Origin of the sequence: Rhodococcus sp. DMF-1, assembly GCF_021441945.1 — a bacterium.
Lineage (GTDB): Bacteria > Actinomycetota > Actinomycetes > Mycobacteriales > Mycobacteriaceae > Rhodococcus > Rhodococcus ruber.
This window is the reverse complement of the sequence record NZ_CP090442.1, coordinates 5358546-5384026: the sequence shown is the minus strand read 5'-3', so window position 1 is coordinate 5384026 and position 25481 is coordinate 5358546. Positions and strand designations below refer to the sequence as shown.

General features: G+C 70.9%; 25 protein-coding genes. 9 read left to right on the top strand and 16 right to left on the bottom strand.

Annotated features, from left to right (window positions below; all coding sequences use genetic code 11):
* Window positions 1–132: 132 nt before the first annotated feature.
* Genes LZP97_RS24710 through LZP97_RS24700 form a run of 3 tightly spaced genes read left to right on the top strand, consistent with a single transcriptional unit; the run spans window position 133 to window position 2798 of the window.
* Window positions 133–900 (top strand): CoA transferase subunit A, encoded by a 768-nt coding sequence (locus LZP97_RS24710; protein WP_010593713.1) that lies wholly within the window; start codon window positions 133–135, stop codon window positions 898–900.
* Window positions 897–1559: a CoA transferase subunit B gene (locus LZP97_RS24705; protein ID WP_003938908.1), complete on the top strand. Its 663-nt coding sequence runs from the start codon at window positions 897–899 to the stop codon at window positions 1557–1559. Before LZP97_RS24710 ends, LZP97_RS24705 begins: the two co-directional genes overlap by 4 nt.
* A 48-nt stretch (window positions 1560–1607) precedes the next feature.
* Entirely contained in the window at window positions 1608–2798 is a 1191-nt protein-coding gene (locus LZP97_RS24700) for an acetyl-CoA C-acetyltransferase (protein ID WP_048773333.1), read from the top strand.
* Between the two features lie 141 nt (window positions 2799–2939).
* Here the strand turns inward: LZP97_RS24700 and LZP97_RS24695 are convergent, their stop codons facing one another.
* Entirely contained in the window at window positions 2940–3821 is an 882-nt protein-coding gene (locus tag LZP97_RS24695) for a LysR substrate-binding domain-containing protein (RefSeq protein ID WP_010594427.1), read from the bottom strand.
* Between the two features lie 78 nt (window positions 3822–3899).
* Here LZP97_RS24695 and LZP97_RS24690 point away from each other — a divergent pair, with 78 nt between their 5' ends.
* Both LZP97_RS24690 and LZP97_RS24685 read left to right on the top strand, forming a co-directional pair.
* Window positions 3900–4823 carry an EamA family transporter gene (locus tag LZP97_RS24690; protein WP_234574925.1) on the top strand — a complete coding sequence of 308 codons (924 nt, stop codon included), beginning with the start codon at window positions 3900–3902 and terminating at the stop codon, window positions 4821–4823.
* Window positions 4820–5470 carry an NAD(P)-dependent oxidoreductase gene (locus LZP97_RS24685; protein ID WP_010594429.1) on the top strand — a complete coding sequence of 217 codons (651 nt, stop codon included), beginning with the start codon at window positions 4820–4822 and terminating at the stop codon, window positions 5468–5470. Before LZP97_RS24690 ends, LZP97_RS24685 begins: the two co-directional genes overlap by 4 nt.
* Window positions 5471–5534: 64 nt before the next feature.
* On the opposite strand, the gene LZP97_RS24680 is transcribed toward LZP97_RS24685, so the two are convergent.
* The 3 genes from LZP97_RS24680 to LZP97_RS24670 form a co-directional block, all read right to left on the bottom strand.
* The gene (locus LZP97_RS24680; protein WP_010594430.1) at window positions 5535–6335 is read right to left on the bottom strand and encodes an alpha/beta fold hydrolase; all 801 of its coding nucleotides are present in this window, start codon (window positions 6333–6335) and stop codon (window positions 5535–5537) included.
* Window positions 6336–6444: 109 nt separating this feature from the next.
* Window positions 6445–8211 carry an ABC transporter ATP-binding protein gene (locus tag LZP97_RS24675; RefSeq protein WP_010594431.1) on the bottom strand — a complete coding sequence of 589 codons (1767 nt, stop codon included), beginning with the start codon at window positions 8209–8211 and terminating at the stop codon, window positions 6445–6447.
* Window positions 8208–9935 carry an ABC transporter transmembrane domain-containing protein gene (locus tag LZP97_RS24670; protein WP_048773429.1) on the bottom strand — a complete coding sequence of 576 codons (1728 nt, stop codon included), beginning with the start codon at window positions 9933–9935 and terminating at the stop codon, window positions 8208–8210. The genes LZP97_RS24675 and LZP97_RS24670 overlap by 4 nt, the downstream gene beginning before the upstream one ends.
* A 157-nt stretch (window positions 9936–10092) precedes the next feature.
* Here LZP97_RS24670 and LZP97_RS24665 point away from each other — a divergent pair, with 157 nt between their 5' ends.
* Genes LZP97_RS24665 through LZP97_RS24655 form a run of 3 tightly spaced genes read left to right on the top strand, consistent with a single transcriptional unit; the run spans window position 10093 to window position 12326 of the window.
* Window positions 10093–10266, top strand: coding sequence for a hypothetical protein (locus LZP97_RS24665; RefSeq protein ID WP_003939603.1), 174 nt, complete (start codon window positions 10093–10095; stop codon window positions 10264–10266).
* A 48-nt stretch (window positions 10267–10314) separates the two neighbouring features.
* Entirely contained in the window at window positions 10315–11805 is a 1491-nt protein-coding gene (locus tag LZP97_RS24660) for an alpha,alpha-trehalose-phosphate synthase (UDP-forming) (RefSeq protein WP_017680996.1), read from the top strand.
* Complete coding sequence (locus LZP97_RS24655) at window positions 11802–12326, top strand: response regulator (RefSeq protein ID WP_010594435.1); 525 nt, start codon at window positions 11802–11804, stop codon at window positions 12324–12326. Before LZP97_RS24660 ends, LZP97_RS24655 begins: the two co-directional genes overlap by 4 nt.
* A 4-nt stretch (window positions 12327–12330) precedes the next feature.
* Here the strand turns inward: LZP97_RS24655 and LZP97_RS24650 are convergent, their stop codons facing one another.
* From LZP97_RS24650 to LZP97_RS24595, 12 genes are all read right to left on the bottom strand, one after another.
* Window positions 12331–12909: a hypothetical protein gene (locus LZP97_RS24650; protein ID WP_010594436.1), complete on the bottom strand. Its 579-nt coding sequence runs from the start codon at window positions 12907–12909 to the stop codon at window positions 12331–12333.
* The gene (locus tag LZP97_RS24645; protein WP_040273882.1) at window positions 12906–13439 is read right to left on the bottom strand and encodes a hypothetical protein; all 534 of its coding nucleotides are present in this window, start codon (window positions 13437–13439) and stop codon (window positions 12906–12908) included. Before LZP97_RS24645 ends, LZP97_RS24650 begins: the two co-directional genes overlap by 4 nt.
* Window positions 13439–14854 carry an MCE family protein gene (locus LZP97_RS24640; protein ID WP_010594438.1) on the bottom strand — a complete coding sequence of 472 codons (1416 nt, stop codon included), beginning with the start codon at window positions 14852–14854 and terminating at the stop codon, window positions 13439–13441. The genes LZP97_RS24645 and LZP97_RS24640 overlap by 1 nt, the downstream gene beginning before the upstream one ends.
* Entirely contained in the window at window positions 14851–16086 is a 1236-nt protein-coding gene (locus LZP97_RS24635) for an MCE family protein (protein ID WP_048773336.1), read from the bottom strand. The genes LZP97_RS24640 and LZP97_RS24635 overlap by 4 nt, the downstream gene beginning before the upstream one ends.
* Complete coding sequence (locus LZP97_RS24630; RefSeq protein WP_010594440.1) at window positions 16083–17411, bottom strand: MCE family protein; 1329 nt, start codon at window positions 17409–17411, stop codon at window positions 16083–16085. The genes LZP97_RS24635 and LZP97_RS24630 overlap by 4 nt, the downstream gene beginning before the upstream one ends.
* Window positions 17408–18466: an MCE family protein gene (locus LZP97_RS24625; protein ID WP_010594441.1), complete on the bottom strand. Its 1059-nt coding sequence runs from the start codon at window positions 18464–18466 to the stop codon at window positions 17408–17410. The genes LZP97_RS24630 and LZP97_RS24625 overlap by 4 nt, the downstream gene beginning before the upstream one ends.
* On the bottom strand, window positions 18463–19482 hold the full coding sequence (locus tag LZP97_RS24620) for an MCE family protein (protein WP_010594442.1): 1020 nt from the start codon (window positions 19480–19482) through the stop codon (window positions 18463–18465). Before LZP97_RS24620 ends, LZP97_RS24625 begins: the two co-directional genes overlap by 4 nt.
* A gap of 57 nt (window positions 19483–19539) precedes the next feature.
* The gene (locus tag LZP97_RS24615; protein WP_017680994.1) at window positions 19540–20718 is read right to left on the bottom strand and encodes an MCE family protein; all 1179 of its coding nucleotides are present in this window, start codon (window positions 20716–20718) and stop codon (window positions 19540–19542) included.
* A 4-nt stretch (window positions 20719–20722) separates the two neighbouring features.
* Window positions 20723–21571, bottom strand: coding sequence for an MlaE family ABC transporter permease (locus LZP97_RS24610; protein WP_010594444.1), 849 nt, complete (start codon window positions 21569–21571; stop codon window positions 20723–20725).
* 20 nt (window positions 21572–21591) lie between these two features.
* Window positions 21592–22356, bottom strand: coding sequence for an MlaE family ABC transporter permease (locus LZP97_RS24605; protein WP_010594445.1), 765 nt, complete (start codon window positions 22354–22356; stop codon window positions 21592–21594).
* Between the two features lie 460 nt (window positions 22357–22816).
* Window positions 22817–23797 carry a 3-oxoacyl-ACP reductase gene (locus LZP97_RS24600; protein WP_225223570.1) on the bottom strand — a complete coding sequence of 327 codons (981 nt, stop codon included), beginning with the start codon at window positions 23795–23797 and terminating at the stop codon, window positions 22817–22819.
* A 119-nt stretch (window positions 23798–23916) separates the two neighbouring features.
* Entirely contained in the window at window positions 23917–24102 is a 186-nt protein-coding gene (locus LZP97_RS24595; protein WP_010594447.1) for a ferredoxin, read from the bottom strand.
* Between the two features lie 179 nt (window positions 24103–24281).
* Here LZP97_RS24595 and LZP97_RS24590 point away from each other — a divergent pair, with 179 nt between their 5' ends.
* Complete coding sequence (locus LZP97_RS24590) at window positions 24282–25460, top strand: acyl-CoA dehydrogenase family protein (RefSeq protein ID WP_048773340.1); 1179 nt, start codon at window positions 24282–24284, stop codon at window positions 25458–25460.
* Window positions 25461–25481: the final 21 nt, after the last annotated feature.

The window sequence follows — 25481 nt, the reverse complement described above, 5'->3', positions numbered from 1 at the left end:
AGGGCCGCTGACAAGGCCTTGAAATCGGCGGGCCGGGAGTTTGTAGTGGTAAGCGATCGATGTGTGCTCGTCCATTGAGTGAACACGTCCTGCACCGGGTCCGGACGGACCGAATTCTCGAGAGGGGTCTTGATGGGAACGAAAGTGTTCGGTACGCCCGCGGCGGCCGTCGCGGACGTGTCCGACGGCGCGACGATCGCCGTCGGCGGGTTCGGGTTGTGCGGCATCCCCGACGCCCTGATCCGCGCGCTGGTCGAGTCCGGCGTCGGCGACCTGGAGGTCTTCTCCAACAACTGCGGCGTCGACGACCACGGCCTGGGCCTGCTGCTCAACGGCCGGCAGATCCGCCGGGTGACCGCCTCCTACGTCGGCGAGAACAAGGAGTTCGCCCGTCAGTACCTCGCCGGTGAGCTCGAGGTCGAGCTCACCCCGCAGGGCACCCTCGCCGAGCGGCTGCGGGCCGGCGGCGCCGGCATCCCCGCCTTCTTCACCCCCGCGGGCGTCGGCACCCCCGTCGCGGACGGCGGACTGCCGTGGCGGTACAACGTCGACGGCTCGGTGGCCGTGGCGTCCCCGCCGAAGGAGACCCGGGCCTTCGGCGACAAGCGGTACGTGATGGAGCAGGGCATCACCGCCGACTTCGCACTGGTGCACGCGGTCAAGGGCGACACCGCGGGCAACCTGATCTTCGACAAGACGGCGATGAACTTCAATCCGCTGGCCGCGATGGCCGGCAAGGTCACCGTCGCGCAGGTCGAGGAACTCGTCGAGCCCGGCGAACTCGATCCCGCCCAGGTGCACCTGCCGGGAATCTTCGTGCAGCGCATCGTCGAAACCGGCCCGCAGGTCAAGCGGATCGAGAAGCGGACAGTTCAGGCCACGGAAGGGGCGGCACGATGACCGGCACCAAAGGATGGACCCGAGATCAGATGGCGGCCCGCGCGGCCGAGGAGATGATCGACGGCGAGTACGTCAATCTCGGCATCGGACTGCCGACGCTCATCCCCGGCCATCTCCCGCCGGACGTGCACGTGACGCTGCACTCGGAGAACGGCATCCTCGGCACCGGCCCCTACCCCACCGAGGAGAACGTCGACCCGGACCTGATCAACGCGGGCAAGGAGACGGTGACCGTCAATCCCGGTGCGGCCTTCTTCGATTCGGCACTGTCGTTCGGGATGATCCGCGGCGGGCACATCGACACCGCCGTGCTCGGCGGCATGCAGGTCTCCCGCACGGGTGACCTGGCCAACTGGATGGTCCCCGGCAAGATGGTCAAGGGCATGGGCGGCGCCATGGACCTGGTGCACGGTGCCAGCCGCGTCATCGTGGTCATGGAACACACCGACCGCGAGGGCAATTCGAAGATCGTCGACACCTGCTCGCTGCCCCTGACCGGTCAGGGTGTCGTCGACCGGATCATCACCGATCTCGCGGTGATCGACGTCGTGGGTGACGGGACCCTCGCGCTGCGCGAACTCGCTCCCGGCGTCACCGTCGACGAGGTCCTCGCGGCCACCGCGGCGCCGCTCGAGGTCCGCATCGACGAGCTCGTCTGAGAACGTAGTCGAATACCACTGCTCGCCAACAGGATCGGATAAGCCATCGTGACCAGTTCTGTCATCGTCGCCGGAGCCCGGACCCCGATGGGGCGTCTGCAGGGCGCCCTGAAGGACTTCTCCGGCTCGGACCTCGGCGGGGTCGCCATCGCCGGGGCCCTGGCCAAGGCCGGGGTCGCCCCCGAGCAGGTCGAGTACGTGATCATGGGGCAGGTGCTCACCGCCGGGGCCGGGCAGATCCCGGCCCGCCAGGCCGCCGTCGCCGCCGGCATCCCGATGGATGTGCCCGCCCTGACCGTGAACAAGGTGTGCCTGTCCGGCATCGACGCCATCGCGCTGGCCGACCAGCTCATCCGCGCCGGCGAGTTCGACGTCGTCGTCGCCGGCGGCCAGGAGTCGATGAGCCGGGCCCCGCACCTGCTCGCCGACTCCCGCGCCGGGTTCAAGTACGGCGATGTGACCCTGCGCGACCACCTGGCCTTCGACGGGCTGCACGACATCTTCACCGACCAGGCCATGGGTGCCCTCACCGAGGCCGCCAACACCGGCGCGGCGGCCGTCTCCCGCGCCGAGCAGGACGCGTTCGCCGCCGCCAGCCACCAGCGGGCGGCCCGCGCGCAGAAGGACGGGCTGTTCGACGACGAGATCGTGCCGGTGTCGATCCCGCAGCGCAAGGGCGACCCGGTCGTGGTCACCGCCGACGAGGGCATCCGCCCGGACACCACCGCCGAGTCCCTGGCGACGCTGCGGCCGGCGTTCGCCCCGGACGGCACCGTCACCGCCGGCTCGGCCTCGCAGATCTCCGACGGCGCGGCCGCGGTGGTGGTGATGTCCAAGGCCAAGGCCGAGCAGCTCGGCCTGTCCTGGCTCGCGGAGATCGGCCGGCACGGGGTGGTCGCCGGTCCGGACTCGACGCTGCAGTCCCAGCCGGCGCGGGCGATCGCGAAGGCCTGCGCGCGGGAGGGCCTCGAGCCGGCCGAGCTGGACCTGGTGGAGATCAACGAGGCGTTCGCCGCGGTGGGGATCGCCTCGGCCCGTGAGCTGGGCATCGACCCGGCCAGGGTGAACGTCAACGGCGGGGCGATCGCGCTGGGGCACCCGCTGGGGATGTCCGGGGCGCGGATCGTGCTGCACCTGGCCCTCGAGCTGGCCCGCCGCGGCGGCGGGGTCGGGGCCGCGGCCCTGTGCGGCGGCGGCGGCCAGGGCGACGCCCTCATCGTCCGCGTCCCCAAGGCGTAGGACCCGCGACCTCGAGGATCCGTCGAGGACCGTCACGTTCGGGCGGAGGCGACACGATCGCCTCCGCCCGAACGCGTGCGGGTGCCTGCGACCGTGCCGGTGACGGCAGCACCCCACGGCCGGCTCGACAGACCATCGACGTCACCGCGGCGATGCCCGGGGCTGCAGTATGTCCAGGAAGGCCACCGCGGCAGGCGCGGGATTGAAGTCGCTCCAGGCGAGATACTCCACTCGGGTCGGCCCGTCGCCGACGGGCACCGTGACCAGGTTCGGGGTCGACGGGACGAACGCGGGTGGCAGGAGCGCGACGGCGAGGTTCTGCTTCACGAGGTCGAGGATCAGGTCGGTCGACATCGATTCGAAGGTCACCTCCCGCCGCAGGTCGGCGGCGTCGAAGGCGAGGTCGCTCTGCGCACGCCCCTGGGTCCCGGCCGGGAAGTCCGCGAAGGTCTCCCCGGCAAGATCACGCAAGCGCAGCCGGCGCCGCCCCGCCAGCCCATGATCGGCCGCGAGCACAGCGACGAGGCGTTCGCGTGCCAGCTCGACGGACCGGACACGGTCGGGAGTGGTCGCGTCAGGCAGGCCCAGCACGGCGACGTCGACCCGACCCGCGCGGAGTGCGCTCACGAGTTCGTCGCTGCCGCCGTGCCGTAGTGCGATGCGCACCGCCGGGTGCGCGCGGTGGAACCGGCCCAAGGCAGCGGGAATGTCGACGGCGGTCACGGTGGGGATGACACCGACCGTCAGCGTGCCCCGCACCTGGCCGACCGTAGCGGTCGCGTCGGCAGCGGCACGCTCGGCAGCTTCCAGGCTCGCCCGCGCGGCGGGCAGGAACGCCGCCCCGGCGTCGGTGAGCTCGACGCGGCGGCTGGTCCGGGCGAACAGTGCCACGCCCAGCTCCTGTTCGAGCGCCTTGATCTGGTGACTGAGCGCCGACTGGACGACGAAGCACTGCTCGGCCGCTCGGGTGAAGTTCCGCTTCTCGGCCACGGCGAGCACATACCGCAGTTGCTGCAGTTCCATTCACCTATCGTGCACATCGATTGCTGATATGAAAACCATGTCTTGGACTCATCGGTACAACGACGCGACAGTGATGTGGTGACTACCACGACAACTCCTCTGCCGGCGCCCCCGGGGCGGGTGACGAACCGCACGGCACTCACTGCGGTGACCGCCGTGGCCCCTGCGGTGTGGGGCACGACCTATGTCGTCACCACAGAACTGCTGGCCCCGGGCCACCCCCTGTTCGCGGCGCTCGTGCGGGCGCTGCCCGCAGGCGTGCTCGCCCTCCTGCTCTCCCGGACGCTGCCCCGCGGGGCCTGGTGGTGGAAAACCGCGGTGCTGGGCGCCTTGAACATCGGCCTGTTCTTCCCGCTGCTGTTCCTCGCCGCGGAACGGCTGCCCGGCGGGGTCGCCGCCACCCTCGGCGCGACCCAGCCGATCATCGTCGCTCTTCTCGCCGTCGTCCTTCTGCCCGAAAGCCTTTCGCTCCGGCGTCTGGTCTGGGGTGTCGTCGGCGTGCTCGGCGTGGGCCTGGTCGTGCTCGGCCCCGCAGCGGCCTTCGATCCCGTCGGCATCGTCGCCGGGCTCGCCGGTGCCGCGGTGATGGGGACCGGCGTCGTTCTCACCGCACGCTGGGGCCGGCCCGAGGGAGTCGGCGCGATCAGCTTCGCAGGGTGGCAGCTCACCGTCGGCGGCCTGATCCTGTCGGTACCGGCACTGCTGATCGAAGGGGTTCCCAGCCGAATCGACGCCCCCGCCGTCGCGGGCTACCTCTGGCTCGGCTTCCTCGGTGGGCTGCTGGCCTACACCCTCTGGTTCAACGGCCTGCGCACCCTGCCGGTCACCGCGACGGCGCTGCTCGGGTTGCTCTCCCCCCTCGTGGCCGCCGCCCTCGGTGTCCTCGTGGCGGGGGAAACCCTCAGCGCACTGCAGCTTGTCGGTTTCGTGCTCGCCCTCGCGGCGCTCGGCGCCGGGCAGACCGCGCCTCGCGCCCGTACGCGGAAAGGACTTTCGTCGTGAACGTCACCGTCATCGGGGCCACCGGCATGGTCGGCTCGCGCCTCGTAGCCGAAGCCGCCACGCGCGGACACCGCGTCGTCGCCGCCGCCCGGCATCCGGGCACCCATCCGGATCCGGGCGTCACCCCACTCGCCGTCGATGCCGGCGTGCCCGGACGACTCGATGCCGCACTCGCGGGTGCGCACGCGGCGATCCTCGCCGTCCGTGCCGCTCCCGGCCAGGAACAGACGATCGCACCGCTGACCACGGCGGTCCTGGACGCTACGGGTCGCTCCGGTACCCGCCTGCTCGTCATCGGCGGAGCCGGCCCCCTGCGCTCACCGCGGAGGGACGGCCTGGCGGTCCTCGATGATCCCGACTACGTGCCGGTCGAATGGCGAGCGGTCGCCGAGGCCAGCACTGCCCAGCTCCGCACCTGTGTCCGGCACACGAACCCGCGCTGGACATACCTGAGCCCGCCCGCGATCGTCGAATCCGGAACGCGCACGGGCACGTACCGGCGCGGAGCCACCACCCTGCTCACCGAACCCGACGGCACCTCACGCATCACCGCCGAGGATCTCGCCGTGGCCGCCCTCGACGAGATCGAACGCCCCGGTACCGACCGGCACTTCACGGTGGCACGCACTCCCCCGCGTTGTGGATAGCGTGGAGCGGGTAGCGAAAGCGGGTGGCACCGAGCAGGAGCGGCCGGCTCGTCCCGGGCGGCGATCAGCTCGCCAGGAACTCCAGCAGCACCTTGTTCACGGCCTCCGGCTGCTCGAGGTAGCCGTAGTGCCCGGCGTCCGGGATCTCCTGGTAGCTCGCGCCGGGAATGGCGTCGGCCACCTCCCGCGACAGGTACGCCGGAATCATCCGGTCGTCGGCGAAACCGACGGCCAGGCACGGCACCCGCACCGCCCGGTAGGCGGCGCGACGGTCGAACTCACGGTCCATTCCCAGCTGCGCCCGCACGCCGGGCGACGTCTTGCCGCCGGTGAACTCGAACACGTCGAGCCAGTCCCGCGCGGTGTGCGGGTCGGCCAGCGACGCCGGCGACAGGTTCATCACGGCCGTGACCGCCGCCCGGTACTTCGCGGGCAGTTCGACGCCGCTGTCGTACAGCTGACGCTCGCCCTCGGTGAGGGTGACCTGGAACTGGTCCATGCGGGCGTGCCCGGCCAGGAACACCGCCTTGCGCACCAGGTCCGGGCGGGCCAGCGACAGCTCCTGCGCGACGCGCGCCCCCATGGAGGTGCCCACGACATACGCGGGACCGCCGAGCAGCTCGATCAGGCCGGCGGTGTCGGCCACCAGGTCGTCGATGGTCATGCCGCCGAGGCTCTCCCCCGACGGCGCGATGCCGCGGTTGTCGAAGGTGGCGACGCGGTAGCCGGCCTGGACCAGCGCGGGAACCTGGTGCAGGTCCCAGACCCGGCCGGGGCTGCCCGTCCCCATGATCAGCACGACGAGGTCGCCGGTCCCCTTGACCTGGTAGTTCAGCGGGATGCCGTTGATTGTCGCGATGGGCATGAAAACCTTCCTGAGGTGGGTGGCGCGGGTGCGGCCGCACGGCAGCACGGGCACAACGGACCGATCCACACTACCCTGCACCGCAGGTCGCGACCCTGGCAGCACATCCTCAGGCGCCGCCCTGCCACGCGCGCCACAGCCGCGCGTAGCGGCCTCCGGCGGCGACGAGCGCCGCGTGCGGCCCCTCCTCGACGACCCGGCCCGCCTCGAGCACGACGATCCGGTCCGCGGCCGCGGCCTGCGTCAGCCGATGCGCCACGACCAGCGCGGTGCGTCCTCGCGTCACGACCGCCGCGGCGGCTTCGAGGGCTCGCGCGCCCGCGCTGCCGGCCTCCGCCGTCGCCTCGTCGAGCACCACCACCTGCGGATCGGCGATCAGCACCCGCGCCAGCGCGAGCTGCTGGGCCTGGGCCGCGGTCACGGGATGGCCGCCCTCACCGACGACCGTGTACACGCCGTCGTCGAGGGCGCGGACCCACTCGCCCGCGCCGACGGCGTCGAGCGCGGCCGCGACCTCGTCCACGGTGGCGTCGGGCCTGGCCAGGCGCACGTCGTCGAGCAGGGGGCCGCCGAACACGTGCACCTCCTGGCTGACGACGACGACGTAGCGGCGCAGCCGGGCACCGAGTTCGCCGAGCGCCCGGCCACCGAGACGGACCTCCCCCGAGGTGGGCGTGACGACCCCGGCGGCGGCAGCGGCGACCGTCGACTTCCCGGCGCCGGTCGAGCCGACCAACGCCACCGTCTCCCCCGGCGCGACCTTCAGGTCCACGCCGTGCAGGACCTCGGGGCCGTGCGCGTATCGGTGCCGCACCCCGGTCAGCTCCAGCGCCGGCGGACCGCAGCGCGGCTCGTCGGGCGGACCGTCGTCCGGGGTCGGCGCCGCCGGGAGGTCGGCGACGCCCACGAGCCGGGCCAGGCTCGCGCCCGCCGACTGGACGTCGTCGAAGGTGAACAGCAGCAGCCCGAGGGGCGAGAACAGGCGGTGGAACAGCAGTGCCGCCGCGGTGGCCTCGCCGACGGTCACCGCGTCCGCCCGGATCAGGACGAACCCGGCGACGAGAAGCGCCGCGAGACCGACGAATTCGGCCCGGTTGGCCCGGCCCGCGAATCGGGTGAACAGGCCGAACACGCCGACGGTGAGGTCGCGCGCGCGGGCCGAGGCGGCATCGATGCCGGACAGGTGGGTCGTGTCGAGGCCGTAGGCACGGACCGTGCGCACCCCGTGCATGCTGCTGACGAGTGCCTGCGACCGTGCGCCCATCGCGACCCGCTCCGCGGCGTACAGCGGAGCCGAGCGGGGCAGGTACCAGCGCAGGGCGAGCGCGTACATCGGCAGCGCGACGAGGCCGGCGAGACCGAGCCGCCAGTCGATTCCGACCATCGCCGCGACGCTGACCACCACCAGCATCAGTGCCGCCACCAGCTGCGGCACCACCGAGCCGAGTGCCTTCGCCAGCACCGCGACGTCGTCGCCGACGCGGGAGAGGACGTCGCCGTGCCCGGCGCGTTCGACGGTCTCGGTGGGCAGGGTCAGCACCCGCGCCAGCACCGTCTCGCGCAGCCGGGCCAGCACCGTCTCGCCGAGACGCGCAACCAGGTGCAGGCCGGCCCCCTCGAGCACGCCGCCGACGACCGCCGCCGCGGCGATCAGCGCGACGACCCATCCGAGGGTGGACATCGGGGCCTGCTCGCGCACCCGGTCGACGAGGACACCGAGGACGCGCACCGGCACCACCGCGGCGATCGCCGACCCGACGGACACCGTCACCGTCAGCGCGACCCGCCCCGGCGCGTCGCGCAGCTGCGCTCCCAGCCAGCGCCACGACCGTCCCGCGGAGGCGATCGGCAGCAGCTCGGACTCGTTGTTCGTCATCGCAGCACCGCCGCTCGGTAGGTGGGGTCGGTGGCGGACAGTTCGGCGTGGGTGCCGGACGCGACGATCTCGCCGTCGTCGACCACCACCACGCGGTCGGCGGCGGCGAGCAGCGCGGGGCTCGAGGTGATGACGACGGTCGTGTGCTCGTCGCCGTCGTGCCGCAGGCGCGCGATCCCCTCCGCGACGGCCTGCTCGGTAACCGCATCGACCGCGGTGGTCGGCTCGTGCAGCACGAGCACGGGAGCGCGCCGCGCCAGCGCCCGGGCCAGCGCCACGCGCTGCCGCTGTCCGCCGGACAGGCTGCTGCCGCGGTCGACGATCCGCTGGTCGAGGCCGTCGGGGTGGGTGTCGGCGAGCTGGCCGGCGGCGGACGCGCCGAGCACCTCCGGGGGGATGCCGTCGGAGGGTCGGCTCATGCCGGCGGCGATGTTGTCGGCGAGCGTTCCCGCGAACAGGTCGCTGTGGTGGGGTTCCGCGAGAACGGTCCGGCGTCCGGCGACGGGGTCGAGCGCATCGAGCGGCACTCCCCCGACGGTCAGCTCGCCGCGGACGTCCGCCGGCGGCACCTGGCCGGACAGCACGTCGGCGAGGGCCTCCGCGTCCTGCGACCGGTGGGCGAGGACACCGAGCAGTTCCCCCGGCGCGACGGTCAGGTCGATCCTGCGCAGCGACCGGTAGCCGAGCCCGCGCAGCTCGAGGCTGCCGTCCGCCGGGGTCCCGGTTCCGGCGGGCAGCAGCGACGGCGCGTGCAGCACGAGCGAGAGCCGGTCGGCGGAGGCGCGGGACGCGGCCCACGACGACGGCAGGGCGGCGAGCGTCCCGAGCGGTTCGACGACGAACTGGGCCAGGCCCACGACGGTGATGAGTTCGCCGACCGAGATGCGGCCCGACAGGGCGGCCCAGCCCGCGACGCCCGCCACCGCGACGGACAGCAGCGCGCTCACCGCCGACGAGGCGCCGGTGTAGACGCCGAGGGCGCGGGTCGCGCGCAGTGTCGAGGCGAGCGCGTCCGCGCTGGCGTCCCGGTACCGGTGGGCGGCGGCCGGTTCGGCCCCGATGCCGCGCAGCGGACGCAGTCCCGTGACGAGGTCCGTCGCCAGACCCGATGCCCGCGCCACCGCCTCCTGCTGTGCGGTCATCCGCCGGGTCAGCAGCGGGGTGGCACGGTCGAGCGCGACGAGGATCGCGGGTGTGCCCAGCAGTACCAGCAGACCGAGCGGGACGTCGACGAGCAGCAGCGCGATCGCGGCCCCGACCACCGCGGTGACGGCCGCGGCGGTGGCGGGCACCACGTGCAGGATCTGCGCGGCCCGCCCGGCGTCGGTGGTCGCCACCGCCAGGAGTTCCCCGGTGCGCAGGGAGGTGCGCACCCCGCGCGGATCGAGGATCCGGCGGGCCACGGCGACCCGCAGCCGGTGCGACTCCGCCTCGATCGCCGCGACGAGCCGGCGCGCACCGAGACGCCACGAGTAGGTGAGCACGACGAACAACGCGGCGAGGCCCGCGAGGGCGACGACCAGCATCGACACGTCGCCGTCGGTGACCGGCCCGTCGATGATCACCCCGATCGCGACGGGCACGAGGGTCTCCATCACCTGGTGCAGCGAGACCAGCGGGGTGCCGACTGCCAGCGCGATCCGCTGGTTCACGATGGTGCGCCGCAACAGCCCCGGACCTGGCTTCTTCCCGTCGCCGGCCCCGCGGTCGTCGTCACCGCTCATGCGTTCCACCACACGAAACTCTCCGTTCCACGTCACCACCCCGAGAAGTGAGTCAACCCTAACTTGCAGCGCGGGTGGCGTCGGAAGCGCCGGTTCTCATAGAGTCGCACTACGAATGACCTGCTCGAACGGAGCAGCAAGCCCGGGAGGAACAACCATGGCCGCGGACGCCACCACCGAGAACGACATTCCGGACGAGGAACTCGAACCCGTCGCGGACGAAACCGCCCGCCAGGCGCAGCGTGTCGTCGCTGCCTACGCGGAGGATGCGGACGAGTGCCGCATGCTGCTGTCCATGCTCGGCATCGGGCCGAACCCGAAGATGGACTGACCGGACACCGCCGGACAGGGACAGTCGGACAAGGACAGGGAGCGCCACGTGGTTGCAGCTGAGGAGTCGACGCAGGCGGGTGGTTCGGACTTCGTCGTCGTCGCGAACCGCCTGCCCGTCGACCTCGAGCGTCTTGCGGACGGCTCGACCCGGTGGAAGCGCAGCCCGGGTGGCCTCGTCACCGCGCTCGAGCCGATCCTGCGCAGCAACCGCGGAGCGTGGGTCGGCTGGGCCGGTGTCGCCGACGCCGAACTCGACCCGATCGTCCAGGACGACCTCGAGCTGTATCCGGTCCCGCTGAGCGCGCAGGAGATCGCCGACTACTACGAGGGCTTCTCCAACGCGACACTGTGGCCGCTGTACCACGACGTGATCGTCCGGCCGGAGTACCGGCGCGAGTGGTGGAACACCTACGTCGAGGTCAACCGCCGGTTCGCGGAGGAGACCGCGAAGGCCGCGGCCGAGGGCGCGACGGTGTGGGTGCAGGACTACCAGCTGCAGCTGGTGCCGAAGATGCTGCGGATGCTGCGCCCGGACCTGACCATCGGCTTCTTCCTGCACATTCCGTTCCCGCCGGTGGAACTGTTCATGCAGATGCCGTGGCGGACCGAGATCGTCGAGGGTCTGCTCGGCGCCGACCTGATCGGCTTCCACCTGCCCGGCGGTGCCCAGAACTTCCTGTACCTGGCGCGCCGGCTGGCCGGCCATCAGACCTCCCGCGGCACCGTGGGCGTGCGCTCGAAGCTCGGGGTGGTGCAGGTCGGGTTCCGGGCGGTGCGCGTCGGGGCGTTCCCCATCTCGATCGACTCCGGGCAGCTCGACGAGCAGGCCCGCCGCAAGTCGATCCGCGACCGCGCCAAGCAGATCCGCAAGGAACTCGGCAATCCGAGGCACATCATGCTCGGCGTCGACCGGCTCGACTACACCAAGGGCATCGACGTCCGCCTCGACGCGCTGCTCGAGCTGATCGCCGAGGGGCGCGTGGATCCGGCCGACACGGTGATGGTGCAGCTCGCCACCCCGAGCCGGGAACGCGTCGAGTCGTACGTGCAGATGCGCGGCGCCATCGAGCAGACGGTCAGCCGGATCAACGGCGAGTACGCCGAGGTGGGCCGGCCCGTGGTGCACTACATCCACCGGCCCATTCCACGGGACGAGCTGATCGCGTTCTTCGTCGCGGCCGACGTCATGCTGGTGACGCCGCTGCGTGACGGCATGAACCTCGTCGCCAAGGAGTACGTGGCGTGTCGCAGCGACCTCGGCGGCGCCCTCGTGCTGAGCGAATTCACCGGGGCCGCAGCAGAACTGCGCCAGGCCTTCCTGTGCAATCCGCACGACCTCGAGGACGTCAAGGACAAGATGGAAGCGGCGCTGACCCAGCCGCGCGAGGACGGCCGGCGGCACATGCGGGCACTGCGCCGGCAGGTCCTCGCCCACGACGTGGACCGGTGGGCCCGGTCCTTCCTCGACGCCCTCGCCCATCAGGGCGCGGCAGGTCCGGCGCTGATCGCGCCGGCGGAGGTCGGCGAGCCCGAGTGACGAGCACACCCGACCGCGAGGACTACGGTTCCCGGCCCTCGCCCGAGCGCATCGGGGCTGCGGCGGCCGGCGTCCCCGCGCCGCGCACGACCACCGGTTCCCTCGACGTGCTCCTCGTCGAGGACGACGCCGGGGACGAACTGATCATTCGGGAGTCGTTCGAGGCCAACGAGATCGGCAGCACACTGCACGTGGTGCGGGACGGCGCGGAGGCCCTCGACTTCCTGTACCGGCGCGGGATGCACGCCGACGCCGCGCGGCCGGCGCTGGTGCTGCTCGATCTGAACCTGCCGAAGTACGACGGGTGGCAGGTGCTCGAGGCGGTCAAGGCCGATCCCGACCTGGCGTCCATCCCGGTCGTCGTGCTGACGACGTCCACCGCCGAGGAGGACGTCGTGCGCAGTTACCGGCTGCGGGCCAATGCCTACGTCTCCAAGTCGGTGGACTTCGACCGGTTCGTCGCCACCGTGCGGCAGATCGACCGGTTCTTCGTGCACATGGTGCGCCTGCCCGGTCGCTGATCCCTCACACCGGCGTCAGGCGGCTCACCAGCCACCGGCCGTCGTGCTTCTCGAGTTCGACGCGCACACGGCTGCCGCTGCTGACCGCTTCGGGATTGACGGAACTGGTGGTGATCTGGTTGAGGAACAGCAGGGTCACCGCCCGGTCGGCCTCGGCCGACACGACCGACGACGCCTGCACGCTCACCTGAACGGTGATCGACTTCTCCTTCGCGCCGGGCGCGATGACGTTCGTCATCAGGCTGGTGTACTCGTCCCGGAAGTCGCCGGTGAGCCCGTCGGAGGCCGCGGCGACCTGCTCGTCGACCCTGGCGTGGTCGTACGCGAGCATCGCGACGGCCTGCTCCTCGGCCGCCTGCAGGGCCTCGGTCCGGGCCGCCTCGGCACCGTCGCGCTCGACCTTGTCGTACACGCCGAACCCGACGAGGCCGGCGAGCACGATCGCCGCGGCGGTGAGGGCCGCGAGCAGCATTCTCCGCCGACCGCCCGCGGGGCCGGGCGGCGTCGTCGCGTCCTCCGCGGCGTCCACGCGCGTGGTGTCGTCGGTCTGGGTCACGGCGTCGTCCTTCGAATTCTCGGTCACGGTACGAAGTCCACCTTCGACGCGAGCAGGCGGCCGTCCTCGTCGCAGATCGTCACCCGCAGCCGGAAGTCGCGCGGTTCGGGTTCGGTCTGTTCCGCGTTGGACACCATCGACCGGGCGGCCACGAGCGAGGTCATGCAGGCGCCGTCCTCGGCTTGGATGCCGGCCTCGATCACCTCGCCGGTGGTGTCGACGTTCGCCTTGGTCACCACGTCGACGAAAGGCCCCTCGCGGCCTTCGAATTCGGCCTTGAAGTCGCCGGTCGCCCCGTCGAGCAGGCGCTGCACGTCCGCGGCCGCGCTCTGCGGGTGGATGGTGGTCAGGTTCAGCACGGTCTGCCGCGCGGCCTGCAGGTACGCCGCCCGCCGGGCGTCGTGGTCGCGGTCGGCTCTCGCGTCGAGCCACAGCCATACCCCGGCGCCCGCCAGGGCGAGGACGATCACGGCCGCGAGCGCGGGCAGCAGCCGGCCCGTCCGGGCGGGTGCGGTCTCCGGGGTCGTCGTGATGGCGGAGGTCTGTTCGTCTGCCATCAGCCTTGCTGCGCCTTCATGTACGTCTCCAAACTGGTCTCGGGGCCGGTGTCGACGTTGCGATACACCGTACCGTCGGGACCGATGTACGTCCCCGTCGCCGGGTCGATGCCCCGCGCCGTGACCCCGGCGGGTGCAGCCGGGTTCGTCCCGGTCGCGTGCGACGCGGGGACCGGCACGTCGCCTTCCGACTGCACGGGTGTCGGCGCGCCCCGCCACGGGTTGTCGAGGTACTCGGGCTGATACCCGTTGCGGCACGCCTCCGGCGTGGGCCCGCGCCGGCCCGGGAACTCCATGCACGGCAGGTTCCGCGCACCGCGCACGGCGTTCGGATCCGACTGCGGGAGCTTGCAGTACACCTCGCCGGGGGTGTCCACCATGGTGGTGTCCGCGGGACTGCGCCACTGCTCGGGTGGCAGGAAGCCGGACAGGCACGGCGGCGGATCGTGCAGCTGCAGGTGGAAGTCGACGACCGCGCCGTCCTCGGCCGGTCCGCTGCCGGCGGCGGTGATCAGGGCGGTGGTCATCGGCGGGTACAGCACCAGGATCTGTTCGATGCCGGCGTTGTAGATCACGCCCACCTCCCCGACGCTGACCATGTTGGCCAGCAGGAGCGGCAGCGTCGGCCGCAGGTCCTGCAGCAGCTGTTCGGCCTCGGCCGCGGCGCCCGGCCCCTTCGCGAGCACCGCCCGCAGGTCGGTGTCGGCGGCCCGCAGCCCGTCGGTGAACGTCAGCATGTCCCGGGTCCAGGACCGGATCGCGTCGCTGGTGACGACCTGGGTGTCGAGCAGCGGACCGAGTTGATCGAGCAGTGCCTTGGTCTGCTCGCTGCCCGCGCTCGCCTCCTGCACGAACAGGCGGGTCGAATCGATCAGCCGCTGCAGGTCCGGTCCCGAACCGTTGAACGCGTCGAACGACTCGTCGACGACAGTGCGCAGCCGCGTGTCGCTGATGCTGGCGAGCAGGACGTCGGCCTGGTCGAGCAGCGCGCCCACCTCCTGCGGCACCGACGTGCGGTCGGCGGGGATCACGTCGCCGTCCGCCAGGTACTCCCCACTCGAACCGTTCTGCGGCGGAACGAAGTCCACGTACTGCTCGCCGACGGCGGACACGCTGCGCACCGCCGCGTCGACGTCGGCGGGGATCGCGCGGTCGCTGTCGATCGACAGGACGGCCTCCACGCCGGTGGGCGAGAGCTGCACCTTGTCGACCACCCCGACCGTGTTGCCGCGGTAGGTGACGTTCGCGTGCGGGTAGAGCCCGCCGGTGGAGGCCAGCTCCACGATCACCGTGTACCGGCCGACGCCGAACAGCTGCGGGAGCTTGACGTACTGCAGCGACATCACCAGCAGCCCGACCACCGTGAGCACCGCGAAGATCACGAGCTGGATCCGGACGAACTTCGACAGCATCATGGCGCCGGCACCCCCAGCGGGGGCAGCCCCGGAATGGTGATCTCCCCCAGGCCGGGCACCGACAGGGTCGCGGCCGGGCCCGGTGCGGGTTGTGCGGCCGGCTGCTCGAGCGGGGCCTGGAACGGGTCCGCGGACTGGGCCGCCAGCCCGGCGTCCTGCCCGAGGATGCCTTCCGGTCCGGCGAGACGCCCGGCGAGCGGGGTGCCGGTGAGGAAGTTCAGGTCCAGCCGTTCGAGGGTGAGGTCGATGGTCATGGCGAGGTTCGCGTAGTCGCCCCGGATGACCTGGTCGATGCCGGCCTGCGGGAACGGATAGGTCAGCAGCACGCCGAGCACCTCGGTCAGGGCGTTGCCGGAGTCGGCGAGCGCCCGCAGCGTCGGAGCGAGCGCCTGCAGGTTGGTGTGCAGGTCCTCGCCGCTGTTCTCGACGAGCCGGCTGGCCACGGTGCTCATCTCGCCGAGCGAGGTGAGCGCGGTGGTCAGGTCCTGGCGCTGGTCGGCGAGCACGGTCAGCGCGGCCGGCATCTCGTCGAGCGCCCGGACGAGGGTGGCGTTCTGCGCGTCGACCGTCCACGCGAGCCGGTCGATGCCCTCCATCGCGGCGATGATGTCGCCCCGCTGCCGGTCGAGGGTGCCGACGAGTTCGTCGAGCCGCGGCAGCAGGTTCCGGATCGAGTCCTCCCGTCCGTACAGCGCCGCGTTCAGCTCGGTGGTGATGTCGTTGATCTGTGCGAGTCCACCGCCGTTGAGGACCACCGACAGCGACGACAGCGTCTGCTCGGTGGTCGGGTACACCCCGGCCCGCTCGAGCGGAATGAGGTCGCCGTCCTCGAGCCGGCCCTGCGGCGGCTCGTCCGTAGGCGACGCCAGTTCGAGATGCTGCGAGCCGAGCAGGCTGGTCTGCCCGATCCTCGTCGTCGCGTTCGCCGGGAGTGCCACCTCACCGTCGAGGGCGACGGTCACGAGGGCGTGCCAGTCCTCGACCTCGATCCTGGTGACGCTGCCGACCTGGACGTCGTCGACCCGCACCGGCGAATTCTGGGTCAGGGTGGTCACGTTCGGCATCTGGATCCGCACCTGGTAGGCGTCCTCGCCGTGCCCGGCGGTGCCGGGGAGGGGAAGGGAGTTCAGCCCCTCCCACTCGCATCCGGTCGAGGTCAGCGCCGCCGCGACCAGCATCGCGGCGACGGCACCGCGTCGCGTCGGGCGGGAGTGCCGGATTCGGGTGCTCATCGTCCTCCTCCCGGCTGCAGCAGCGCACCGAGGTCGGGGGGAACCGTCACGGTGGGCAGGCCGGGCAGCGGCCCGGCCGGCGGCACGGCGTCCGCGGGTGCGGTGCCCCGCCCCGCGGCCGCGGCTTCCGCCTCGAGACCCGGCTCGGTGTACTGGATCTGGTCGGGGAACGCCTCCACCGCGGCGATGGGGTTGGTCATGACCGGCAGGTAGTTCATCGCCAGCGACTGGAGCACCGGTCCGAGCTGCTGGCGGCACAGTTCCGCGCTGCGGTCGGAGGTGGCGTTCGCGGCCGCGGCCACGGACCCGCACATGAACTCGACGGGATTGGCGAGGTTGCTGATCGCCAGCGCACCGGTGAGCGAGCCCTGTGCGGGCTTGTAGATGTCGTAGAAGTTCGACAGCGCCGTCGGTCCGGAGTGCAGGACCCGTTCGATCTCGGGTCGCTTGCGGGCGAGGACTTCGGTGGCGTCGGCGAGGCGCTGCACCGACTCGGTCAGCGCGGCCCGGTGGTCCTGCACGAACCGCTGCACGTCACCGACCGCGAGGTCGAGGTCCGCGAGCGAGGTGCCGAGCTGATCCGAGCTCTCGGCGAGGACGTCCGAGACCGACGCGAGTCGGCCGCCGAGCTGCACGATCTGCTCGTTGCTGGTCGAGAGCACCGCCACGAACGCCTGCAGGTTCCGGACGGTGCCGAACAGGTCGGTGCGCCCCTCCGACAGGGTGTGCATCGTGTCGGACAGTTCGCGCAGGGTGGCGCGGATGGTCAGGCCGTTGCCGTCGAGGTTCTCGGCGGCCGTGTCGATGAAACGCCCGAGCGAGCCCTGCGGATCGAGACCCTGAGGGCCGAGGGCTTCCGACAGACGCATCAGTTCCGTCTTGATCTGGTCCCATTCCACCGGCGAGGCGGTGCGCTCGAGCGGGATCGTCGCGTCGTCGGCGAGCTGCGGGCCCCCCGAGTACACCGGGGTCAGCTGGACGAAGCGCGCGGACACGAGGCTCTGCGCGATGATCACCGCCTTGGCGTCGGCCGGGATGTCGACGGAGTCGTCGACCTGCATCTGCACGCGCACCAGGTCGTCGCCCGGCTCGATGCGGGTGATCCTGCCGACGCTCACGCCCAGCACCCGCACGTCGTCGCCCTCGTACAGGCCGCTCGTGGAGACGAATTCGGCGTTGATCGTGCGCTTGCCCCAGCCGGGCAGCACCACGGCGAACGCGACGAGGGCCAGGGCCACCACTGCGACACCGGCGATCACCGGCAGCAGCAGGCGGCGGCGCTTCCCGGGCCGGTCCTCCGGGGCTTGGAGGGTATCGGTGCTCATTCGCCATCCTTCGTGATCGACGGCGGGTCCTTCGGGATGATGTCCTGCAGGTCCTGCTCCAGCAGTTCGGGGGCGACCATGCTGTCGACCAGTGCCTTCCACCACGGCGCGGGCAGGACGTTCGACACGTACGCGTTGAAGAACGGGCCGCTCGCGACGGACTCGCCGAGCGCGCTGATGTACGGGCCGAGCCCGTCGAGGGCGCCGGCGATGTTCTCCTTGTTCGCCTGCAGGTTGGCGGTCACCGCGTTGAGCTTGTCCAGGGTGGGACCCATCTGCGCCTGGTTCTCCTGCACCAGGGCGGAGAGCTGCCTCGAGACCGCGGAGATGTTCGCGATCAGCTCGGTGATCGCGTCGCGCCGCAGGCTCAGCTCCCCGAAGAGGGCGTTGGCGTCCACCACGAGCGCGTTGATCCGGTCGCTGCGTTCGGCGAGGATGCCGGTCACCGATTCGGCGCGGGCCAGCAGATCCTCGAGCGACTCGTCGCGTGCGTTGACGGACTGGGACAGCCTGGTCATGCCCTCGAGCGCCCCCCGCAGCTCGGGCGGGGTGTCCTGCAGCGAATCCGACAGCGCATCGAGCGAGTCGTCGATCTGCTCGGTGTCGAGCTCGGACACCGTGGTCGTGAGGTCGCCGAGGGCGTCGGTGAGCGAGTACGGCGAGTCGGTGCGCGTCGACGGGATCGGCTCGCGCGGGTCGAGCGTCCCCGAACCGTACGGTTGCACGGCGAGCGACTTGCGGCCGAGCACGGTATTCGTCTTGATGTCGGCTCCGGTGTCCTCGCCGAGCGCGATGCCGTCGCGGACGGTGAAGGCGACGAGCACCTGCCGGTCGTCGAGGCGGACGTCGGTGACCTCGCCGACGTCGACGCCGGCGAGGGTGACGGTGTCGCCGGGTACGAGACCGCCGGCGTCGACGAAGTACGCCGAGTAGGTCAGGCCCCCGGAGAGGAACTGCAGCTGGTCGTACTGCAGGCCCGCGAGCACCGTCGCGGCGGCGACGGACAGGCCGACGATGCCGACCTGCACGGGATTGCGTTCACGGATCGGACTCATTCGATCTTCGCGCACCTTCCGGTCGTCTGCTCGGCCGACGTGAAACGGATGGTGGTCCCGTCCGGTCCCGAGAATTTGAACGTGTTGGCACACAGGAAGAATTGGAAGAAGTTGCCGTACACCCCCACCCGGATGAGCTTCTTGTAGTCGTTCGGCAGCCGCTCGAGCGTCCGGTTGATGTCGTCGCGCCCGAGGTCGAGCTGGGTCATGGTGCGGTTGGTCTCGGCGATCACCGACTGCAGGTCCGGCCGGTTGTTCTGCAGCAGCGACGCGAGATCGCCGGTGCCGGCCGCGATCCGCGGGATGGCGGTGCCGATCGGGTCGCGGTCCTGCGCGAGCCCGCTCACCAGGGTCTGCAACCGGTCGACGGTCTCGGTGAACTGCTGGTCGTTCTCGTCGATGGTGGCGAGGACCGCGTTGAGATTGTCGATGACGTCGCCGATCAGCCGGTCCCGGTCGGCGAGGGAGTTCGTGAAGGAGTTCGTGTTGCCCAGCAGCGACACCAGGGTGCCGCCCTGGCCCTGGAAGACCTGGAGCAGCGCGCCGGACAGGTCGTTGACCTGCTGCGGGTCGAGGCCCTGCAGCAGCGGCTTGAATCCGCCGAGCAGCAGGTCGAGGTCGAGCGCGGGTTCCGTCTGCGACACCGGGATCGTGCCGCCGGCCGGCAGCGTCTCGCCGGTCCCCGGTCCCTCGAGCAGTTCGAGATAGCGGTCGCCCACGAGGTTCTCGTACCGCACCGTGGCCTTGGTGCTCGCCAGCAGCGTGTGCTCGGCGTCGACGTCGAACGACACCTCGGCCTGGTTGTCGCGCCCGACGTCGACGCTGTCGACCGATCCGACGGGCACCCCGGCGATACGGACCTTGTCACCGGCCTGCAGTCCGGACACGTCGGTGAACGTCGCGTGATAGGTCTGCGTGCCGGTGAACCGCACCTGGCTGAACACGATCGCCAGCACCGCGAAGATCAGCACCATCACGACGGTGAACGCGAGGAACTTGACCGTGGTGGCCCTCACCGGATCACCCCGCCTTCCCGCGCCGCCCGGTCCGTCCGCATCTGCGCCTGCGGCATCTCACTCGCCTCCCGGGATCATGTCGCCGAACAGGAAACCGAAGATCGTCGGGTACCGCACCCACGTCTCGGTGTTCGGGTGGTACGGCACGGGATGGGTATCGGCGACGACGAAGGGCGCGTGGCCGTCGCGCTTGGGATCGAAGTCGGGCAGCCCGTGGCAGTTCGGCCCGCCCGAAGCTCCCACCACCGGCAGGTCCTGCTCGTGGTCGTACATGGTGGCGCCGCCCAGGAAGTTCGTGCTCAGCATCAGCGCCGGGTACTTGCCGGTGCCGGCCATGGGTTCGAACGCGATGCGCGCGTCGTTGAGCCCGACGAGGAAGCACGGCAGCTCGGGCGAGTACTCGGCGAGCAGCGTCGTGGTCTCCGTCAGCAGATCCAGCGCCGAGGTCAGTTGGGCCTCGTTCTCGCCGAGGACGTCGCGCCCGGTGTTCGCCAGACCGGTGACGTTCATCAGCATCAGGTCCAGGTTGGCCTGCTCGTCGACCACGGTGTTGCCGATCGAGGTGGCGTTGTCGAGCAGGTTCATCACGTCGGGGGCGACGTCGGCGTACAGGTTGGTGACGTCGGCCGCCACGGCGAGGTCGTACTGCAGTTGCGGCAGCGAGGGATTCATCGTCGCGAGGTAGTCCTCGGCCTCGACGAGGGTGGCGCCGAGGGTGTCGCCCCGACCGTCCAGGGCCTCGGAGATCGCCCCGAGCGTGGCGTTGAGCTTCTCCGGCTGGATCTGCGCGAGCACGTCGGACAGGTGCTGGAAGACGGTGTTGAACTCGACGGTGACGTTCTCGGCCGCGATGATCGCGCCCTCCTGGAGCGGAACCGGCGACGGGTCGTCCGGCACGAGCAGGTTGACGAACTTCGCCCCGAACACGGTGGTGGACTCGATGGCCACCCGCACGTTGGACGGCACCAGGTGCAGCTGACCGGGATCCATCGCGAGCTGCAGCAGCGCACCGTCGGGAGTGTGCTCGACGGACCGGACCCGGCCCACCTCGACACCGCGCAGCTTGACCTTCGCGTCGGGTTCCATCACCAGGCCGGACCGTGCGGAGGTGACCGTGACCGGGGTGGTGGCGGTGAAGGCACCGGCGAACATCAGCAGCGCCAGCACGACGGCGACGGTGAGGCCGCCGACGAGCCCGAGGGCCGCGAGTTTCTTCTTCCAGGAGGGTGTGTCCATGCGCCTATCCCGACAGGTTGAAGTTGCCGGTCGCCCCGTACACCGCGAGCGAGATGAGCAGGGTCACGGTCACCACCGCGATCAGGGAGGCGCGCACCGCGTTGCCGACGGCGACGCCGACGCCGACCGGGCCGCCACCGGCATTGAACCCGTAGTAGGTGTGGATCAGCATGACGGCTATCGCCATGACGATGGCCTGCACGAACGACCACAGGATGTCGGTGGGGATGAGGAACGTGTCGAAGTAGTGGTCGTACACGCCCGCGGACTGGCCGTAGAGCACGACGGTGGCGAAGCGGCTGGCGACGAACGAGGCGATCACGGCCAGCGAGTACAGCGGGACGATCGCGATCATGCCCGCCATCACGCGGGTGCTCACGAGATACGGGATCGACGGGATCGCCATGACTTCGAGCGCGTCGATCTCCTCCGAGACCCGCATGGCGCCGAGCTGGGCGGTCGAGCCGGCGCCGATGGTGGCGGCCAGGCCGATGCCCGCGATGGTGGGCGCCGCGATGCGGACGTTGATGAAGGCGGCGAAGAAGCCCGTGAGGGCCTCGACGCCGATGTTGCCGAGGGAGCTGAAGCCCTGCACGGCGATGATCCCGCCGGTGAACAGGGTCAGGAAGCCGACGATGACGACCGTTCCGCCGATCACGGCGAGCGCCCCGGTGCCCATGCTGATCTCGGCGATCAGCCGGACCGTCTCCTTCGGGTAGTGCATCAGCGCACGCGGGGCGTAGCCGAGCGCCTTGCCGAAGAAGAGCGCCTGGTCACCGAGCCGGTCCACGGAGTCGGAGGCCCGGGCGATGCGGCGCCGCGCGCGGGGGAAGCGCCAGGAGATCACTGCCATCTACATCACCGCCGTGCCGGTCACCCGCCCGTCAGCTTGATGCCGACGGCGGTGACGAGAAGGTTGACCACGAACAATGCCATGAAGGCGAACACGACCGTCTGGTTGACGGCATCGCCCACGCTCTTGGCGCCGCCCTTGACGTTGAGGCCCAGGTAGGCGGCGACGAGGCCGGCGATCATGCCGAACAGTCCGGCCTTGATCTGGGAGATCATCAGTTCGCCGAAGCCGGTGAGCAGGGTGATGCCGTTGACGAAGGCGCCGGGGTTCACGTCCTGGAGGAAGACGGAGAACGCGAAGCCGCCGAGGATGCCGATGGAGCACACCAGCCCGTTGAGCAGCAGCGCGACGACGGTGGACGCGAGGACCCGGGGCACGACGAGACGGTGGATCGGGTTGATGCCGAGCACGCGCATCGCGTCGATCTCCTCTCGGATGGTGCGGGCGGCGAGATCCGCGCAGATGGCGGTGGCGCCGGCACCGGCGACGATGAGCACGGTGACCATGGGGCCGACCTGGGTGACGGCACCGAGCGCGGCGCCGGCGCCGCTGAGGTCCGCGGCTCCGATCTCGCGCAGCAGGATGTTGAGGGTGAAGCTGACCAGGACAGTGAACGGCACCGCGACGAGGACCGTCGGCACGAGGGACACCCGTGCGACGAACCAGGCCTGGTCGACGAACTCGCGTCGCTGGAAGGGCCGGGAGAACACGGCCCGGGCGGTCTCACCGGTCATCGCGAAGAATCCGCCCACCGCGCGGAGCGGGACCTCGAGGAGGTCTACCACCGTCTCCTCCTCCGTTGGTTCGCTCGCCGGCCACGGCCGACGAGAGGTCAGCTTGTGACCCGCGTCATACTAACTAGAACGTGTTCATGTGTCAAAGACCGTCGCGACACGCCGCCGCCCGCGCGGCGGGAACCGTGCCGCACCGGCCGCGGCGCGACAGCCACGACGAACCCGGAATCGGGCTTCGAACTGGGAAGATGCCCACCCGGACCGCGGGATCCCCCACCCGTCCACAGCGCCCGGTCGCACGGGGTCGCGGCACCGAACCGGCGCGTCCCGCCGGATGTCGAGGGAGAGAAATTAGAACAGGTATCACCAGAGTTCACACGCCCGCGGTCGCGGCCGCGCACCCGGCGCGGCACGCCGGGCAGAGCCCGACACTAACCGGATCGGCCCGGGACGGCGCGATATTACCGAAGGGCGACCTTGCATGTCACTTCGGGTATCACCTAGCGGTGTTTCAGAGAGCGAGGGCCTGCGCGGCCGAGAAGGTGCGCGCAGGATCCCGGTCGTCGAAGTAGCTTCCGACGCGGTCGGCGAGGGTTTCCGGGGTCCAGCGGACGTCCGCGTCGAACCGCTGCTCGACGACGGGCGCGGCCATCAGCGCGACCATCGGGCCGTAGACGACGAAGACCTGGCCGTTGATCCGGTCCGCCGCGGGAGATGCCAGGTAGGTGACCAGCGCCGAGACGTGCTCGGGTGCCAGCGGATCCACCTCCCCCTCGGGCGCGGCACCGAAGACACCCTCCGTCATCGCGGTGCGCGCCCGTGGGCAGATGGCATTGGCCCGCACCCCGTACCGGGACAGGCCCCGCGCGGCGGAGAGGGTGAGGGCGGTGATCCCGGCCTTGGCCGCGCCGTAGTTGGCCTGCCCCTCGGGGCCGAGCAGGCCGGCCTCGGAGGACGTGTTGACGATCCGGCCGTAGACGGGCCCGCCGGCCTTCTTGGACTCGCCACGCCAGTGCGCCGCCGCGTTGCGGCACAGCAGGAAATGGCCGCGCAGATGGACGGCGATCACCGCGTCCCAGTCCTCGTCGGACATGTTGAACAGCATGCGATCCCGCACGATGCCGGCATTGTTGACGACGATGTCGAGACGACCGAATCGGTCCCGGGCCGTCGCGAGCAGGGCGTCGGCCGTGGCGCGTTCGGCGACGCTGCCGGCCACGAAGGCCGCGTCGGCGCCGAGGTCGCGGATCTCGGCGAGGGTGTCCTCGACGGCGTCCGACGCCGCGAGATCGTTGACGACCACCGCGGCACCGGCCCGGGCCAGCGCGACGGCCTCGGCGCGTCCGAGTCCGGCGCCGGCTCCGGTGACGACGGCGACCCGCCCCTCGAGACTCACACCGCCCTCGAGACTCACACCGCCCTCGAGGCTCACGCCCCCGTCGTCCCCCGCACCGTTTCCCGCGGGGCCGAGACCGTTGCCGCTTGCACTCATCGACGCGTTCTCCCTAGCGATACCGGGCGGCCGCCCGGGCCGCCGCGCTCCTGGTCGCCGCGGATTCCAGCGGCCATCAGAAATGTAGAACGTGTTCTCGTTTCTGACAAGTGAACTCGTCAGGCCTCGCTCAGTGCCGCGCGGGGGCACTGCGCGATCGCCGTGCGCACGTCCTCCTCCTGCTCCGGCGCGATGGGGTGCGTGACGATCAGCTCGTCGTCGTCGTTCAGATCGAAGACCTCGGGCGCAATCCCCACGCACACGCCGTTCGCCTCACAACGATCGAAGTCGACCTTGACCTCCATGAACAGACCTCGCTTCTCGCTCGCACAACCGATCCGGCGCCGGTCGCGCGGGCTGGCGCGACGGCTCGAAATCCAGGCTAGAACGCGTTTCAGTTCTGTGCAATGATTCGGGAACATCGCCGAGCCGGTCCCGGTCCTCGGCCGTCGAACAGCTGCCTACCCGACGAACGGAGCGGTTCGTGGACATCGCGTACACCCCGCAGCAAGAGGAACTCCGCGCGCAGTTGCGCGCCTATTTCGCCGACCTGATGACGCCCGAACGACGGGAGGCGCTCGCCGCGACGACGGGCGAGTACGGTGCCGGCAACGTGTACCGGGAGGTCGTCCAGCAGATGGGCAAGGACGGCTGGCTCACCCTGGGCTGGCCGGAGGAGTACGGCGGCCAGAACCGTTCGGCCATGGATCAGCTCATCTTCACCGACGAGGCGGCCATCGCCGGCGCTCCCGTTCCGTTCCTCACCATCAATTCGGTCGCGCCGACGATCATGCACTTCGGCACACCCGAGCAGAAGGAGTTCTTCCTCCCGAAGATCTCCGCCGGCGAGCTGCACTTCTCCATCGGCTACTCCGAACCCGAGGCCGGCACGGATCTCGCGTCGCTGCGCACCACCGCCGTCCGCGAGGGCGACGAGTGGGTGATCAACGGCCAGAAGATGTGGACGAGCCTGATCGCCTACGCCGACTACGTGTGGCTCGCATGCCGCACCGACCCGGCCGCGCGCAAGCACAAGGGCATCAGCGTCCTCATCGTGCCCACCACGGCCGAGGGGTTCTCCTACACCCCCGTGCACACCATGGCCGGCCCCGACACCAGCGCCACCTACTACCAGGACGTGCGCGTCCCGGCCTCCGCGCTCGTCGGCGAGGAGAACGGCGGCTGGGCGCTGATCACCAACCAGCTCAACCACGAACGCGTCGCACTCACGTCCGCGGGCCCGATCCTCACCGCGCTGCAGGAAGTGCGCGAGTGGGCGCAGCACACCCGCCTGCCCGACGGCCGCCGCGTCCTCGATCAGGAATGGGTGCGGATCAACCTGGCCCGCGTCCACGCCCAGGCCGAGTACCTGAAACTGATGAACTGGGAGATCGCCTCCGGCGCCGCGCCGCTCGGGCCCGCCCCGGCGTCGGCGAACAAGGTGTTCGGCACCGAGTTCGCGACCGAGGCGTACCGGTTGCTGATGGAGATCCTCGGACCGTCGGCCATCCTGCGGCAGAACTCGCCGGGCGTGCTGCTGCGGGGCCGGCTCGAACGGATGCATCGCAGTTCCCTGATCCTCACCTTCGGCGGCGGCACCAACGAGGTCCAGCGAGACATCATCGCGATGACCGCCCTCGGCCAGCCGCCCGCCAAGCGCTGACACTCCACCGGAAGGACAAGG